Genomic DNA, 14,043 nt, shown 5'->3' on the forward strand with positions numbered 1-14,043 from the left:
CGACCGAAATGCTGCAATGCAACATGTCTTTTGTTGCACTTGCAACCGCCTTGGTCGCAAGTGCAACACGTGAATCAGTGCGCGGTCGGAGCGACTCCACCACCGTGAACCGGACCGGGCTGGCTTGCGATATCGTCTTGCTCGCTCCACTCGATCGGGTGCAGCGGTTCGGACAACGCGCGCGACAAAACTTCGTCCACGTGGCTGACGGGAATGATGTCCAGACGCTCCTTGATGTTGGCCGGAATCTCGACGAGGTCTTTCTCGTTCTCTTCCGGGATCAGCACCGTCGTGATGCCGCCACGAAGCGCGGCGAGCAGCTTTTCCTTCAGCCCGCCGATGGCCAGGACACGGCCACGCAGCGTGACCTCGCCCGTCATCGCGGTATCGGCGCGGACCGGAATGCCGGACAGCGACGAGACGATGGAGGTGACCATGCCAATACCCGCGCTGGGCCCATCCTTGGGCACGGCGCCTTCGGGCAAGTGGATGTGGATGTCCTTGCGGTGGAAGATCGACGGCTTGATGCCATAGGCTGGCGCGCGAGCCTTCACGAAGGAGAACGCGGCCTGCACGCTCTCATTCATGACTTCGCCCAGCTTGCCCGTCGTGCGGACCTGACCCTTGCCGGGCACGGTCACGCTTTCAATGGTCAGCAGTTCGCCGCCCACTTCGGTCCAGGCAAGGCCAGTCACCGCACCGACCTGGTTCTCTTCGTCCGAGACGCCGTGGCGGAATTTGCGGACCCCTGCAAAGTCGCCGAGGTTTTCCGGCGTAATGGCAACGGTCTTCACCTCACCCTCAAGAATCTTGCGCAGCGACTTGCGGGCCAGGCGCGCGATTTCACGCTCCAGCGTGCGGACGCCGGCTTCGCGGGTGTAATAGCGGATCAGGTCGCGAAGCGCAGGTTCGGTCAGTTCGAACTCGCCCTTCTTCAGCCCGTGCAGTTCGACCTGCTTGTCGACCAGGTGACGCTGCGCGATTTCGACCTTCTCGTCCTCGGTGTAACCTTCGAGGCGGATGATCTCCATGCGGTCCAGCAGCGGCTGCGGCAGGTTCAACGAGTTCGCCGTGCACACGAACATGATGTCCGACAGGTCGTAGTCGATTTCCAGGTAGTGATCCTGAAACTTCGCGTTTTGTTCGGGATCGAGCACTTCAAGCAGGGCCGAAGCCGGATCGCCGCGGAAATCCTGACCGAGCTTGTCGATCTCGTCCAACAGGAACAGCGGGTTGTTCGTGCCTGCCTTTTTCAGGTTGGACACGATCTTGCCCGGCAGCGAGCCGATGTAGGTGCGGCGGTGACCGCGGATCTCGGCCTCGTCACGCACGCCGCCCAATGACTGGCGCACGAATTCGCGGCCCGTCGCCCTTGCGATCGACTGACCCAGCGAGGTCTTGCCGACGCCCGGAGGGCCGACGAGGCACAGGATCGGGCCTTTCAGCTTCTTCGTGCGGGCCTGCACCGCGAGGTATTCGACGATGCGGTCCTTGACCTTGTCGAGCGCGTAGTGATCGGCATCGAGCACTTCCTGCGCCTTGCCGATGTCCTTCTTCAGGCGGCTCTTCTTGCCCCAGGGCAGGCCGAGCAGAACGTCGAGGTAATTGCGGATGACGGTCGCTTCGGCCGACATCGGCTGCATCGCCTTCAGCTTCTTCAGTTCGGCGTCGGCCTTGGCGCGCGCTTCCTTGGAAAGCTTCGTACCTTCGATCTTGGCGGCCAGTTCGGCGATTTCGTCACCGCCGTCTTCGCCGCCGCCCAGTTCCGACTGGATCGCCTTCAACTGTTCGTTGAGGTAATATTCGCGCTGCGTCTTTTCCATCTGGCGCTTCACGCGCCCGCGGATGCGGCGTTCCACCTGCAGCACGCCCAGTTCGCCTTCCATGAAGGAAAGCGCCATTTCCAGCCGCTTCACCGGATCACGTTCGGTCAGCATTGCCTGCTTGTCCGAAACCTTGGCCGCGATGTTGGAGGCAACGGCATCTGCAAGGCGCGACGCATCGTCGATCTCGCCCAGCTGTTCGCCGGCGTCGCCCGACAGCTTCTTGTTCAGCTTCGCATAGTCGTTGAACTGTTCCAGCACCTGCCGCATCAGGGCCGATACCTCGGTCCCGCTGGCGGTGATTTCGTCCAGCAGCTCGACCTTGGCCGTCAGCATCGTCGTGTTGTCGTCCAGTTCGGACATGCGCGCGCGCTGCTGCCCTTCGACCAGCACGCGGACGGTGCCATCGGGAAGCTTCAGCAGTTGCAGCACGCTGGCCACGACGCCGACATCATACATTTCGTCCGCGCCCGGATCGTCGCAACCGGGATCGAGCTGCGACACGAGCATGATGTCCTTGTCGCCCGCCATCGCCGCTTCAAGCGCGGCCACCGATTTGTCGCGTCCCACGAAGAGGGGAACGACCATGCCCGGAAACACGACGATGTCGCGCAGGGGCAGCAGGGGGAATTCATTCATCGACATAATGTCCGTCCGAAAAATACGATCGCCTGCCATCCATCATAGGACGGCCTGCGCGAACCGGTCGTGCCGTGGTCGCGCCGTTGCCTCCGATATGGGGGCTTTCCGCGCGGCGACAAGCAAGATGGCATGGGCGTTATCAGTGGGCTGCGATCAGAGGCCCAGCTTGGAAAGATCGAAACCGGGGGGAAGTCCCGAATTCTGCTGAACCTTGGCCATTTCCTCGCCTGCTCGCTGGTCAGCACGCTGGCGCGCGTCGTTGAAGGCCGCGGTGATGAGGTCTTCGAGCATCTGCTTTTCGGACGGCACCATCAGGCTGTCGTCGATCGAAACGCCCAGGATGCGGCCCTTGGCGGTGCAACGGATCTTGACCATGCCGCCGCCCGACTGGCCTTCGACCTCGATCGCGTCGAGAGTGGCCTGCGCATCGTTCATCTGCTTCTGAATCGTTTCGGCCGCCTGCTGCGCGGCCTGAAGCATCTCTTCCATCGATTTCATCGTACGTATCCTTTCCTAGCCGCCCGCGCCCCCGGCAAAGAGAACGCGGCCAGCATCAGGCCCGACGCTGGTCGCGCTCATGCTCGAGCAGCCGGGCGTCGGGAAAATTGTCCATCGCGGCCTTCACCATCGGCGAGTTGCGGACGATGTCCGCTTCTGCCTCTGCCTCGACCTTGCGGCGTTCGGTGATGGTGGGCGTGCCTTCCTGGTCGGGAGCAGCCCGTTCGACCTGCCAGCGTTCGCCCGTCGCGCGGTAAAGCGCGTCGCGAAGGTCGGCGGCCGGATCATCGTTGAAGCCGGATGCGAGTTGGTAAGTCAGGCGCCCCGGCGCAAGGTCCACGACACGAATCCAGTCGGTCATGATCTGGCCGACCTGCAGGCGTCCGGCTGCCTCGACTTGCGCGATCAGTCGGTCCCAGTCGGGAGCGGGTCCGGCGCGGACCTGGGCGGCGGGTGCCGCATCGCCCTGCGGTGCATCGCCGGTGGCGGGAGCGGGGGCCGCGACCGCCGGATTGGCGGCGATCTCGTCCAGCTTGCGCAGCAAGGAGCCGGGATCGGGCATGTCGGCGGCGTGAAGCACGCGCAGCAGCGCCATCTGCGCGGCCACGATCGGTTCGGGCGCGCCGCGCACTTCCTCGTGTCCCTTCAGGAGCAGCTGCCACATGCGGTGGACCTGCGCCGGGCCCAGTTTCTGTGCCCATCCGGTCAGTTCTTCGCGTTCCTCCGCGCTCGGCCCGTCGGCCTCTCCGCCCTTGCCGTCTCTTTGACCCAGTTGGGCCAGGGCAATGCGGTGAACAAGGTCCATCTGCCCGCGCATGACCGCGATGGGTTCGACGCCCAGCGCATATTGCCGGTCCAGCACGTCGAGCATTTCCGGCCCGTTGCCCGTGAGCATGGCCGAAAGCAGGCGCCGCTGCACGCCCTTGTCGGCAAGGCCCAGCATGTCGCGGACCTGTTCGGCGGTGACGTGCGTGCCTTCGCCCTCGCTCGCCATGTCGGCATGGGCGATGGCCTGGTCGAGGATGGAAAGACCGTCGCGCACCGATCCTTCTGCGGCCGAGGCCACCATGGCCAGCGCCTCGTCCTCCGCCGTCACGCCTTCTGCGGCGCAGACCTTGGCAAAGTGGTCCTTCAACATCGGCGCGGTGATGCGGCGCAAGTCGAAACGCTGACAGCGCGAGAGGACCGTGACCGGGAGCTTGTCCACCTCGGTCGTCGCGAACAGGAACTTCACGTGGGCAGGCGGTTCCTCAAGCGTCTTGAGCAGCGCGTTGAACGCATTGCGCGAGAGCATGTGAACTTCGTCGATGATGTAGATCTTGTAGCGCGCGGACACCGCGGCATAGCGCACGGCCTCGATGATCTCGCGCACGTCATCGACGCCAGTATGGCTGGCCGCGTCCATCTCGATCACGTCGATGTGGCGACCCTCGGCAATGGCGCGGCACGGTTCGCACACACCGCACGGATCGATCGTCGGACCGCCCTGCCCGTCGGGGCCGATGCAGTTCAGCGCCTTGGCGATAAGCCGCGCCGTCGACGTCTTGCCGACCCCGCGCACGCCGGTCATCAGGAACGCATGGGCCAGCCGGTCGCGCTTGATCGCGTTGGCCAGCGTCTGGACCATCGCGTCCTGCCCGATCAGCTGGTCGAACGTTTGCGGGCGGTACTTGCGCGCCAGCACGCGATAGGGCTGCGCCGCCGGGGCGGGTGCCGCGACGGGTGCCGTTCGAACAGGCGCGGCCTCGGGCGCAGCCGCAACCGGGGCCGATGGTGCCGGATCGCCGAACAACGCGTTCTGGCCAGCCGCCTCCAGCTCCGCCGCGCTGGGCTTCGCGTCTTCGTCATCAGGCTCTTGCGAGCCGAAAATGTCGGGTGAATCGGACATTGCCAGCCAATCTAGGCACGCATCTCGCCGCTGTCGAACCGTCAGGTGCTCTCAATCCGCCGAAAACTGTGAAAGGTTTGGCAACTGGCGACGGAACACGGGCTTTACGCCGCGAAAGTGCGGGTTCGGACGTGCCACGCGATGTGATGAAAAAGGAGCCGGGCGACCCGCTGCCATCCGTTATGGCTGCTTCCTTCCGGACCTGACCAGGTTGGCGGACGCGAACGTCCACCCGACTCCCGGTGCGCGATATGGCGATCTTCACCGGCGAACGCAAGTCCAAGATCGGAACAGAATCCAGGGGATATGGTTACCTCGATTGGGGCTGGTTTCGGTGCGTGGTATCTGGATGTCATGGACAGAAAGGTTAATTCGCCAATGCGTACTCGCCTCTTTACCGCGCCGATTGCCGCCGCCGCGATCCTGTCGCTGGCCCTGCCCGCGCCCGTCATGGCCGCGCCGGAGAGCGAACTGTCCATGCTCGTCAGCAGTTTCGAGGGCATCGATTTCGGGGACGACTCGGGCGAATACGCCCGTGATGGAGAGTGCGACGACCTGCGCTTCGATGGCGAAGGCATGACGCAGACGCCGCTTCTGGCCGAAGATCTCTATCACGATGCCAGCGATTGCCGCGCCGCGTTCGAGGCGAATCGAATCACGCTAAGCCCCATGTTCATGCGCCTGTCGGGCAAAGCGGAGATCGTGTGGGGTGACGATTCGGGCGATTTTTCGCGCGACGGTGAATGCGACGATATGCGTTTCGAAGGTCAGGGCATGACATTCACGCCGCTGATCGCTGAAGACATCGGCCGCGATGCCAGCGATTGCCGCGCCGCATTCGAAGAGGGCAAGATCACCTGGCGCTCAGGGCCCATCGGCCGGCTCGATCAGGAACCGGCGTCTTTCAGCTGAATTGAGAGCCGCGTTTAGCGGAAGTTGTCGGCGTAGGCCTGAATCTTCAGGCGGCGCGGCGGCGTCGGCACCACGTGCGCCTCGATCCCGTACTTTTCGGCATAGGCGACGGCCGCGTCGCAGTCGGGGAATTTGAGCTGCACCTGCTGCTGCGTATCGCCAGACCCGGCCCATCCCATCAGGGGGTCGGGCTTCTTCGCCTCTGCCGGAACGAAGTCGAGCACCCATTCGCCGGTCCGTGCACGGCCGGACTGCATGGCGTTCTTCGGGCGCTGATAGATGCGAGCGGGCATGACGTTCCTTCTGGGTCGACTGTCCGGCGACCGATATGCGATTCGCTTGCCCGGCTCAAGCAGGGAGGTGGGCGAAATCAGCGTTTGGGGCGAAATCAGCGGTTGAAGGCATTCTTGGTCTTCAGACTGGGCTTTTCCTCCCACGGACGGTCGGGCCAGCGATGCTTGGGATAGCGGCCCTTCATGTCCTTTGCCACGTCGGCCCAGCTGCCGCGCCAGAACCCCGGCAAGTCGCGCGTCGCCTGTATCGGGCGGCCCGCGGGACTGGTGAGGTTGAGGAGGAGCGGTGTTTTTCCGATCATCGGATGGTTATCCAGCCCGAACAGCGCCTGCACCCGCACCTCCACCGAGGGCGCGTTCTCTCCGCCATAATCGATCGCGTGGCGCGTACCGGCCGGGCTTTCGAACTCTTTCGGGGCCAGCGTGTCGAGCCTTTGCCGCGTGTTCCAGTCGATCCGCGCCAGCAGCGCATCGGTGAGCGGACCTTTCGGCAGATCCAGATCGCGCCGCCCGTGCAAAAGCGGCAGCAGCCATTCTTCCGCACTTTGAGCCAGAGTATCGGACGAAAGTTCGGCGATCCCGACATGGCCCGCGCGGGCGATAAGTGTCCGGGGCAGGATCGCGTCCAGCCGGTCGACAGCCTTTTCCAGCAGGAGCGCCGCAACCGCATCGGGATCGGGCTTAGGGTCGGGTCCGCTCGCCAGCGTGATCGCGTCCAGCCGCCGTTGCAGCCGCGCTTCGACTCGCCCTTCGCCCTCGTTCCAGTTGAGGACCGAGCGCCGCTCTATCCTTTCCGCGAATGCCGTTTCGATTTCCGCCCCGGTCAGGGTCGCAGCCGCCGTGATTCGCGCGCCCTTGGCCTGACCTTGCGCGTCGCCAATGGCCAGCCACTCCTCTCGCGCCAGAGGCGATGCCGGGTCCAGCGTGAAGCCGCGTCCCGATGCCGACAGCCAGTTCTCCCCGCTCGCATCGCGGCGGCGCGCCACGTTGCCGGGGTTCGCCTTTGCCAGGAAAAGCGCCGGATTGCCGCCAGCCGTCTTGCCCGGTGCCAGCTTTTCGGCCCGCTTCGCCCAGCCGTCGGCCAGCCGCCGCGCCGCATCGGCCCTGCGGCCACGCTCCCCTTCCATGCGGGACAGCCGCTGCAACAAGTCCTCGCCCCGTCCGCCAAGGCCGCGTTCCTGCAAGAGCAGCGCCATGCGCGCGGCATCGCGGGCCTGCGCCGCTTCGGCCCCGAAAAGGACCATGGCAGCGTGGACCGGGTCCATCGGCAGCTGCGAAAGCTTCTCCCCGAAGTCGGTGATGTGCCCCTGATCGTCGAGCGCGCCCATCGCCGCCAGCCTGTCGCGCGCCCCAGACAGCGCGGGCGCGGGCGGCGGGTCCAGCCACGGCAGGCGCGTCGGGTCCGCCTCACCCCACTTGGCCAGCGACAGCGTCAGGGGCGCAAGGTCGGCTTTCTCGATTTCAGGCGTGTCGAATTCGGGGCGACCGGCATGGCCAGCCTCCTCCCACAGACGATAGGCGACGCCCGGCCCCTGGCGCGCCGCGCGGCCTGCACGCTGGGCGGCAGCGGCGCGGCTGGCGCGGCGGGTGACGAGATGGCTGGTGCCGGCGGCAATGTCGAATTCGGCAGAGCGGGAGAGCCCGCAATCGACCACGACCGACACACCGTCCAGCGTCAGCGACGTCTCTGCAATCGCGGTGGCCAGCACGATACGGCGGCGTCCATCGGGATCGCGCCGGATCGCCAGTCGCTGCGCCGCCGGTTCGACCTGCCCGTGCAGCGGCAGGATCGGCGTATCGGGCAGGCGTTGCTCCAGCCGTTCGCGCACGCGCTCGATCTCCCCCAAGCCGGGAAGGAAGGCGAGGATGTCGCCCTCTTCCTCGCGCCATGCGGTCAGGACCGCGCTGGCGACTTGCTCGTCCATCCGCTTTTCCGCCCTCGTGCCGAGCCATTCGATGCGCAGCGGCCAGGCCTTGCCCTCGCTCTCGATCACCGGCGCGTCATCGCCCAGAAGGCGGGAGAAACGCGCGCCGTCGATCGTCGCGCTCATTACCACAACGCGCAGGTCTTCGCGCAGGACCGACCGGCTTTCGATGGCAAGCGCGAGACCGAGATCGCTGTCGAGGTGGCGTTCATGCGCCTCGTCGAACAGCACCGCGCTGACGCCCGGCAGATCGGGATCGGCGACGATGCGGTTCACGAAAATCGCCTCTGTCATGACAATGATACGGGTCTTGGCCGAGACTTTCGTATCCATGCGGGTGGCATAGCCAACGGTATCGCCCGCCTTTTCGCCCAGCATTTCGGCCATGCGTTCGGCAGCGGCGCGGGCGGCCACGCGGCGGGGGCTGAGCAAAAGGATCTGTCCTTCGCACCAGTCCTCGCTGATCAGCGCCGGGGCGACGGCGGTGGTCTTGCCCGCGCCCGGCGGTGCGATCAGGACAGCGCCGGTCCCGCTTTGCAGCGCGGCGAGAAGGTCGGGAAGGACGGCTTCGACCGGAAGGGTCATTGACCCACCGGGATCAGAAGCGGCGGGAAACCGCGAACTGCGCAGCTTCGATCATCGCGGCGCGCGCCTCGTTCGCCGGAAAGCCGGAGATCGAATCGATGGCGCGGTTGGCGAAATGCTTGGCCCGTTCGCGCGTGTCGGCCACCGTGCCATGCTTCGCGATCAGCGAGGTGGCGTGGGCCAGGTCTTCGTCCGACGAACGGCGGCCCTGCATCGCATCCTGCCAGAACTGGCGTTCCTCGGCATTGCCGCGCGCATAGGCCAGGATCACGGGCAGCGTCATCTTGCCATCGCGGAAATCGTCACCCTTGTCCTTGCCGCTTTCGCCGACTTCGGAATCGTAGTCGATGGCGTCGTCGACAAGCTGGAACGCGATGCCGAGATTGCGGCCATAGTCGTCCAGCTTCTGTTCGATCGCGGGATCGCGCTCGGCGACGACCGCGGCGATCCGGCAGGCGGCGGCGAAGAGGGCAGCGGTCTTGGCGCCGACGATGTCGAGGTACTGCTCCTCGCTGGTTTCAACGCGGCGCTGGGCGGTCAGCTGGTCGACTTCGCCCTCGGCGATGATCGCGCTGGCGCCCGACAGGATTTTCAGGACCTTGAGGCTGCCATCCTCGACCATCAGTTCGAACGAACGGCTGAACAGGAAATCGCCGACCAGAACCGCGGCCGGGTTGCCGAAGACAATGTTCGCGGCCTGTTTGCCGCGGCGCATGTCCGATCCGTCGACGACGTCGTCGTGCAGCAGGGTCGCGGTGTGAATGAACTCCACCGCCGCGGCGAGCTTGTGATGGCGCGAGCCTTCGTATTCGAGCAACGCGGCACTGGCCAGCGTCAGCATCGGGCGCATCCGTTTGCCGCCGCCCGCGATCAGGTGACCGGCAAGTGCCGGGATCAGCGGGATTTTCGACTGCATGCGATCGAGGATGATCTGATTCACGCAGTTCATGCCGTCCGCCGTCAGGGCAAGGACAGGCTCAAGCGAAGGTTCGCTACGGGGCATCGTATGGACGGTCGCACTCACGGGCGCCCGTTTGGGCGTTGCGGCGCGGAATGGCAAGAGCCTTGCGGCCTATCCATCGCCCATCACGCCATTTTGCTTTGCCTGCCCCCCACCCGCTTTGCTAGGGGCCTGCCACCATGAGCGGATCGAACGAACAGCAGGATACGCCGGACAAGGTTCTGGCCAGTTTTCGCAAAAGCATCGACAACATCGATGCCGCGCTGGTGCATATCCTTGCCGAGCGGTTCCGCATCACCAAGGCGGTTGGCGAATACAAGGCGCAGACCGAACTGCCGCCCGCCGATCCCGACCGCGAGAAGAAACAGATCGCGCGGCTGCGCAACCTGGCCGAAGAAGCCGATCTGGACCCGGAATTTTCCGAAAAGTTCCTGCGCTTCATCATCGACGAGGTCATCCGCCACCACGAACAGGCGCGCGGACAGTAAGCTTCGCAGGCGGCGCAGTGCCGCTGGTCAGCTGCCGAGGATCGCCTGAAGGCTGTAGAAAAGCACGACCACGAAGGCGAGAAACAGGCACAGGACGACGAGCGAGCGGGTATCGTCGCGTTCGGTGCGGACTTCGCGGACGCGGCGGCGCGGCGCCTCTACCGGATGGGGCATGTTTGACCGGGTCCGGCGGGCGGCATCGTCGACCACCGATGCGGGGATCGGCGCAAAGAAGCGGCAGCCATATTCATCGGCATCGTGCCACATGACTTCGGCGGCGGTGTTTCCGATCTGAGGCAGGTCGACCTGTACCGTATCGCCAACGCGCAAGGCGCGCGGGCTGGACAGCATCATGCCCGAAGTGGAGAGGTTGATGAGCGTCAGGGGATAGTCCCCCACCGCGTCATGCGTGACGAGGCGGACCGAAACGCGGTTAGCGCGACGTTGTTCGTCAAGCTTCGCCATCGCCATGCCCATTGCTTTCAACCCCATTACATTAGCGGTTCTTCACACCTTTTTCTATCGCGTAAACGGTTAACGATTTGTGCAGGAATCCCCCATGCACGTCATTTGTCATTAATTATCGCGCGGGGCAGGCGCAGTTCGACAAGAAGACCGCCCAGATCCTCGCTTTCGCCCAAGGCGACGGTCCCTCCGTAGATCTCCACCACATCGCGCACGATGGCCAGGCCCAGGCCGGTTCCCGGCTTCCCGGTGTCGAGTCGCGCGCCGCGATCGAAGATGCGTTGCCGCTCCGCCTCGGGAATGCCGCGGCCGTCATCCTCGATCCACACGACGCACATGCGCGGGTTGTCCGGTTCGGCATCGACCGTCACGAAGACGCTGCCGCCGCCGTATTTCGCAGCGTTCTCGATGCAGTTGCCCAGAAGCTCGTCGAGGTCCTGCCGTTCTATCGCGACAATCGTCTCCCCTTCCGTCCCGCCGGCGATATCGAAGCGCACGTGGTGGTAGAGGCGCGAAACCGCGCGTTCCACCGCCACGGCCGCTTCTTTGACGTCGGCGCGGGCAAGTCCGGTCGCGCGGCGGCCCACGGCGCGGGCGCGGGCAAGGTGGTGATCGACCTGCCGCCGCATCGTCGCGGCCTCGCGCTGGACAAGTTGATCGAGATCGGGCGCATGGGCCGCCGCGGCGTTGTTGAGCACCGTCAGCGGCGTTTTCAGCGCATGGGCAAGATTGCCGGCATGGGCGCGGGCTTCTTCTGCCTGACGCTCCGAATGGGCGAGCAATGCATTCAATTCCTCCACCATCGGTTGCACTTCCAGCGGTAGCGGTTCGGTAACGCGGCTTTCGCCCGTCACGCGGATACGCTGGATCGCGCGGCGCACCCCGCGCAGCGGCGAAAGGCCGAGCCAAGTCTGCAGCGCCGCCATCATGATCAGGCCGCCTGCCAGCACGATGAAGCTGTAGAACAGGATGGACCGGAACCGCGCGATCTGCGCATCGAGTTCCTCGCGGCTGGCGGCGACGACGAACCACCACGTGGTGTCGCTTCCCGGTAGCATGATCGGACGCTGCATCACGCGCAGCGGTTCGCCGGGGAACTGGACGCTGTCGAAAACCATCGGCTCGAGATGCCCGCTGGGCCGTATTTCAAGCGAGCGGTCCCATAGTGAGCGCGACGGGAAATCCTCGTGCCCTTCGCCCGTTATCTGCCAGTAGAGGCCCGAATTTGGCTCAAGAAACCGCTGGTCGCCCAAGGGGCGGGAGAAGAACACCTCTCCGTCCGGTCCGATTTCGGCCGAGGCGACCATGGCGGTTAGCATGTATTCCAGCTGTTCGTCGAAATTGCGGGTGATGAGGCTGGACAGCGTGCGATCCAGCGCGACGCCGCCGATCAGCAGCAGGAACACGATCCACCCGATCGCGATCAGCATCATGCGCCGCGACAGCGAACCGGTGTGCCCGGCGTTCAGGATATGCTCCGGCCGGACAAGGCGGCGCGCGACCTTGAGCCGGTACTTGCCAATACCGCTCGTGCCCACGGCTGAAGGGGGCGCAGAAGCGCCGCCTTCGCCGTCGGGGCGATCAGCCGCGGGGCTGGTCGGCGGGATCGTCGAGGCTGTATCCAAGGCCACGTATCGTCGTAATCACGTCGGCACCCAGCTTCTTGCGGATGCGGGTGACGAACACCTCGATCGTGTTCGAATCGCGATCGAAGTCCTGATCATAGATGTGTTCGATCAGTTCGGTGCGACTGACCACCTTGCCCTTGTGGTGCATGAGGTAGCTCAGCAGCTTGTATTCCTGCGCCGTCAGCTTGACCGGCTCTCCCTTCAGGGTGACGCGGCCCGAACGCGTATCCAGCCGCACGTCGCCGGCGGTCAGCTCGCTGCTGGCGTTGCCGGTGGCACGGCGGATCAGCGCGCGAAGGCGGGCGATGAGTTCTTCGGTCTGGAACGGCTTTGCCAGATAGTCGTCGGCCCCGGCATCGAGCCCTGCGACCTTGTCGGACCAGCTGTCGCGCGCGGTCAGAACCAGAACGGGGAAATTGCGCCCTTCGCGGCGCCACATGCCCAGCACGGTCAGCCCGTCGATTTCCGGCAGGCCAAGGTCGAGCACGACCGCGTCATACTCTTCGGTCGAGCCAAGGAAGTGCCCGTCCTCGCCATCGGCGGACAGGTCGACGGCATAGCCGTTCTGTTCCAGCGTGGTCTTCAGCTGGTTGCCGAGAGTGGGTTCGTCTTCGACGATCAGGATACGCATGTGCTCTCCACATCAACGGGCATGGCGCCCGGCTTGTTCATGTAGATGAACAGATGGGAGCAAGAAAAGGTCCGCGCAAGATGAACGAACTGCGAAAGGCGGTCCTGACAAGGGATAGGCGCGCCCAAGCGGCCGGTCACTTCATGACGTTGATGATACGGCCCGTTCGCGCGTCCACGTCGACGAAAACGACGCGGCCCTCCTTGATGAACTTCAGGCGATAGGTGTTGGCCACGAACTCGTCCATGCCGAGATAGTCCATGCCGCGCATCTGCGGCAGGACCCGGTTTTCGATCTGGCGAAGGGTTTGCACGTTGCCTGCGCGCAATTCGCGGCGCGCCTCGCCCTGCCCGTCCCGGCGGCCCTGCGCGGATGCAGGGACCACCATGGTCAGACATGAAAGCGAGGCCAGCGAAAGGCCGACAAGGCGCACGATACGGTTCATCCTGGGCACTGTGCCTATCCCCACGGCATTGAACAAGGCGTGAATGCCGCGTTCGCGAACCGGAAAGCAGACGAGTGTTGCCGCGCGGCGACAGTCACCGCACCAGCTCGAACTTCATCGTCAGGCTTACCGTCGTGGCGACCTGGCCGGGCCGCGTCGGCGTCATCGGCGGGGGCGGGGCCGCAGATAAGGCCTGGATCGCAACCCCGCGTTCGTACATCGGCTGCGAATAGCCCATCGATTCCTCGATCGCGAGCAGGCGGACATCGCCGTACCCGGCCATCCGGGCATATTCGCGGGCCTGCGCCATCGCGGCATCGAACGCGCCCTTGCGCGCCTCTGCCTTGCGCGGCGTATCGTCGATGACACCCCACGTCGGACCGTTCAGGTTGTTCGCCCCCGATGAAACGAGCGCGTCGAGCACCGGCCCGACCCGCTCCAGATCGCGCAGTTCGATGCTGACGGTATTGGTCGCATCGTAACCCAGAAAGCGGGGCTGCTGCGACGCGTTGTTGTACTGGTACTGCGGATTGAGCGTGATGCCGCTGGTCTGGACCCGGCTGTCCGGCACGCCGAGCGCCCTCAGCTTTTTCAGCACGGCATCCATCTGCGCCGCGTTCTGCTGCATCGCGGCCACCGCGGTCTGCGCGCGGGTGGTGACCCCTGCGCCAACCATCGCCTTGTCCGGATCGCCAACGACCTGCTGGCTCACCTGCAGCTCGACGACGGGGCCGGTCGCCTCGATATCGACTTCGGCAGCAAGGGCCGGTGTGGCCGCCATGGCGACGGCGGCAAGGGCAACGGACGGCATAGTGATGATATCGCGCATGGGGTTACTCCTCTAATCCCTTCCCATCTC

The 14,043-nt window shown here is 64.9% G+C and carries 13 protein-coding genes and 1 other RNA gene; 2 read left to right on the forward strand and 12 right to left on the reverse strand.

All coding sequences use genetic code 11. The features are described 5' to 3' along the window. Nucleotides 1–74: 74 nt before the first annotated feature. The 4 genes from lon to ffs form a co-directional block, all read right to left on the reverse strand. The gene (gene lon, locus FAX90_RS07115) at nucleotides 75–2,468 is read right to left on the reverse strand and encodes an endopeptidase La (RefSeq protein WP_420810957.1); all 2,394 of its coding nucleotides are present in this window, start codon (nucleotides 2,466–2,468) and stop codon (nucleotides 75–77) included. Nucleotides 2,469–2,618: 150 nt separating this feature from the next. Then, entirely contained in the window at nucleotides 2,619–2,963 is a 345-nt protein-coding gene (locus FAX90_RS07120) for a YbaB/EbfC family nucleoid-associated protein (protein WP_144096578.1), read from the reverse strand. A 55-nt stretch (nucleotides 2,964–3,018) separates the two neighbouring features. Beyond that, on the reverse strand, nucleotides 3,019–4,851 hold the full coding sequence (locus tag FAX90_RS07125; RefSeq protein ID WP_144096579.1) for a DNA polymerase III subunit gamma/tau: 1,833 nt from the start codon (nucleotides 4,849–4,851) through the stop codon (nucleotides 3,019–3,021). Between the two features lie 148 nt (nucleotides 4,852–4,999). Next, nucleotides 5,000–5,094: signal recognition particle sRNA small type (ffs, locus tag FAX90_RS07130), an RNA gene on the reverse strand. Nucleotides 5,095–5,229: 135 nt separating this feature from the next. Between ffs and FAX90_RS07135 the strand changes: the two genes are divergently transcribed. Further along, on the forward strand, nucleotides 5,230–5,763 hold the full coding sequence (locus FAX90_RS07135) for a hypothetical protein (protein ID WP_144096580.1): 534 nt from the start codon (nucleotides 5,230–5,232) through the stop codon (nucleotides 5,761–5,763). A gap of 14 nt (nucleotides 5,764–5,777) precedes the next feature. Here the strand turns inward: FAX90_RS07135 and FAX90_RS07140 are convergent, their stop codons facing one another. The 3 genes from FAX90_RS07140 to FAX90_RS07150 form a co-directional block, all read right to left on the reverse strand. Then, nucleotides 5,778–6,056 (reverse strand): ETC complex I subunit, encoded by a 279-nt coding sequence (locus FAX90_RS07140; protein WP_066763236.1) that lies wholly within the window; start codon nucleotides 6,054–6,056, stop codon nucleotides 5,778–5,780. Nucleotides 6,057–6,151: 95 nt separating this feature from the next. Then, nucleotides 6,152–8,566, reverse strand: a complete 2,415-nt coding sequence (hrpB, locus tag FAX90_RS07145) for an ATP-dependent helicase HrpB (RefSeq protein WP_144096581.1) — start codon at nucleotides 8,564–8,566, stop codon at nucleotides 6,152–6,154. Between the two features lie 13 nt (nucleotides 8,567–8,579). After that, nucleotides 8,580–9,569, reverse strand: coding sequence for a polyprenyl synthetase family protein (locus tag FAX90_RS07150; protein WP_420810967.1), 990 nt, complete (start codon nucleotides 9,567–9,569; stop codon nucleotides 8,580–8,582). A gap of 137 nt (nucleotides 9,570–9,706) precedes the next feature. On the opposite strand from FAX90_RS07150, the gene FAX90_RS07155 reads away from it, so the two are divergent. Then, complete coding sequence (locus FAX90_RS07155) at nucleotides 9,707–10,015, forward strand: chorismate mutase (protein ID WP_144096583.1); 309 nt, start codon at nucleotides 9,707–9,709, stop codon at nucleotides 10,013–10,015. 27 nt (nucleotides 10,016–10,042) lie between these two features. Here FAX90_RS07155 and FAX90_RS07160 read toward each other — a convergent pair whose 3' ends face one another. From FAX90_RS07160 to FAX90_RS07180, 5 genes are all read right to left on the reverse strand, one after another. Next, the gene (locus FAX90_RS07160) at nucleotides 10,043–10,480 is read right to left on the reverse strand and encodes a PilZ domain-containing protein (RefSeq protein ID WP_205700628.1); all 438 of its coding nucleotides are present in this window, start codon (nucleotides 10,478–10,480) and stop codon (nucleotides 10,043–10,045) included. A gap of 101 nt (nucleotides 10,481–10,581) precedes the next feature. Beyond that, the gene (locus FAX90_RS07165; protein WP_144096900.1) at nucleotides 10,582–11,913 is read right to left on the reverse strand and encodes a sensor histidine kinase; all 1,332 of its coding nucleotides are present in this window, start codon (nucleotides 11,911–11,913) and stop codon (nucleotides 10,582–10,584) included. A 148-nt stretch (nucleotides 11,914–12,061) separates the two neighbouring features. Then, nucleotides 12,062–12,739: a response regulator transcription factor gene (locus tag FAX90_RS07170; RefSeq protein ID WP_144096585.1), complete on the reverse strand. Its 678-nt coding sequence runs from the start codon at nucleotides 12,737–12,739 to the stop codon at nucleotides 12,062–12,064. A 136-nt stretch (nucleotides 12,740–12,875) separates the two neighbouring features. Then, nucleotides 12,876–13,184: a PepSY domain-containing protein gene (locus FAX90_RS07175; RefSeq protein WP_144096586.1), complete on the reverse strand. Its 309-nt coding sequence runs from the start codon at nucleotides 13,182–13,184 to the stop codon at nucleotides 12,876–12,878. 94 nt (nucleotides 13,185–13,278) lie between these two features. Next, on the reverse strand, nucleotides 13,279–14,013 hold the full coding sequence (locus FAX90_RS07180; RefSeq protein WP_144096587.1) for an SIMPL domain-containing protein: 735 nt from the start codon (nucleotides 14,011–14,013) through the stop codon (nucleotides 13,279–13,281). Nucleotides 14,014–14,043: the final 30 nt, after the last annotated feature.

The organism is Croceicoccus sediminis (genome assembly GCF_007570835.1).
Lineage (GTDB): Bacteria > Pseudomonadota > Alphaproteobacteria > Sphingomonadales > Sphingomonadaceae > Croceicoccus > Croceicoccus sediminis.

Bases quoted from the DNA above. Each gene is read 5' to 3' on its own strand.
- lon (WP_420810957.1), bottom strand. From the start codon at position 2,468: ATGTCGATGAATGAATTCCCCCTGCTGCCCCTGCGCGACATCGTCGTG.
- FAX90_RS07120 (WP_144096578.1), bottom strand. From the start codon at position 2,963: ATGAAATCGATGGAAGAGATGCTTCAGGCCGCGCAGCAGGCGGCCGAA.
- FAX90_RS07125 (WP_144096579.1), bottom strand. From the start codon at position 4,851: ATGTCCGATTCACCCGACATTTTCGGCTCGCAAGAGCCTGATGACGAA.
- FAX90_RS07135 (WP_144096580.1), top strand. From the start codon at position 5,230: ATGCGTACTCGCCTCTTTACCGCGCCGATTGCCGCCGCCGCGATCCTG.
- FAX90_RS07140 (WP_066763236.1), bottom strand. From the start codon at position 6,056: ATGCCCGCTCGCATCTATCAGCGCCCGAAGAACGCCATGCAGTCCGGC.
- hrpB (WP_144096581.1), bottom strand. From the start codon at position 8,566: ATGACCCTTCCGGTCGAAGCCGTCCTTCCCGACCTTCTCGCCGCGCTG.
- FAX90_RS07150 (WP_420810967.1), bottom strand. From the start codon at position 9,569: ATGCCCCGTAGCGAACCTTCGCTTGAGCCTGTCCTTGCCCTGACGGCG.
- FAX90_RS07155 (WP_144096583.1), top strand. From the start codon at position 9,707: ATGAGCGGATCGAACGAACAGCAGGATACGCCGGACAAGGTTCTGGCC.
- FAX90_RS07160 (WP_205700628.1), bottom strand. From the start codon at position 10,480: ATGGCGAAGCTTGACGAACAACGTCGCGCTAACCGCGTTTCGGTCCGC.
- FAX90_RS07165 (WP_144096900.1), bottom strand. From the start codon at position 11,913: ATGATGCTGATCGCGATCGGGTGGATCGTGTTCCTGCTGCTGATCGGC.
- FAX90_RS07170 (WP_144096585.1), bottom strand. From the start codon at position 12,739: ATGCGTATCCTGATCGTCGAAGACGAACCCACTCTCGGCAACCAGCTG.
- FAX90_RS07175 (WP_144096586.1), bottom strand. From the start codon at position 13,184: ATGAACCGTATCGTGCGCCTTGTCGGCCTTTCGCTGGCCTCGCTTTCA.
- FAX90_RS07180 (WP_144096587.1), bottom strand. From the start codon at position 14,013: ATGCGCGATATCATCACTATGCCGTCCGTTGCCCTTGCCGCCGTCGCC.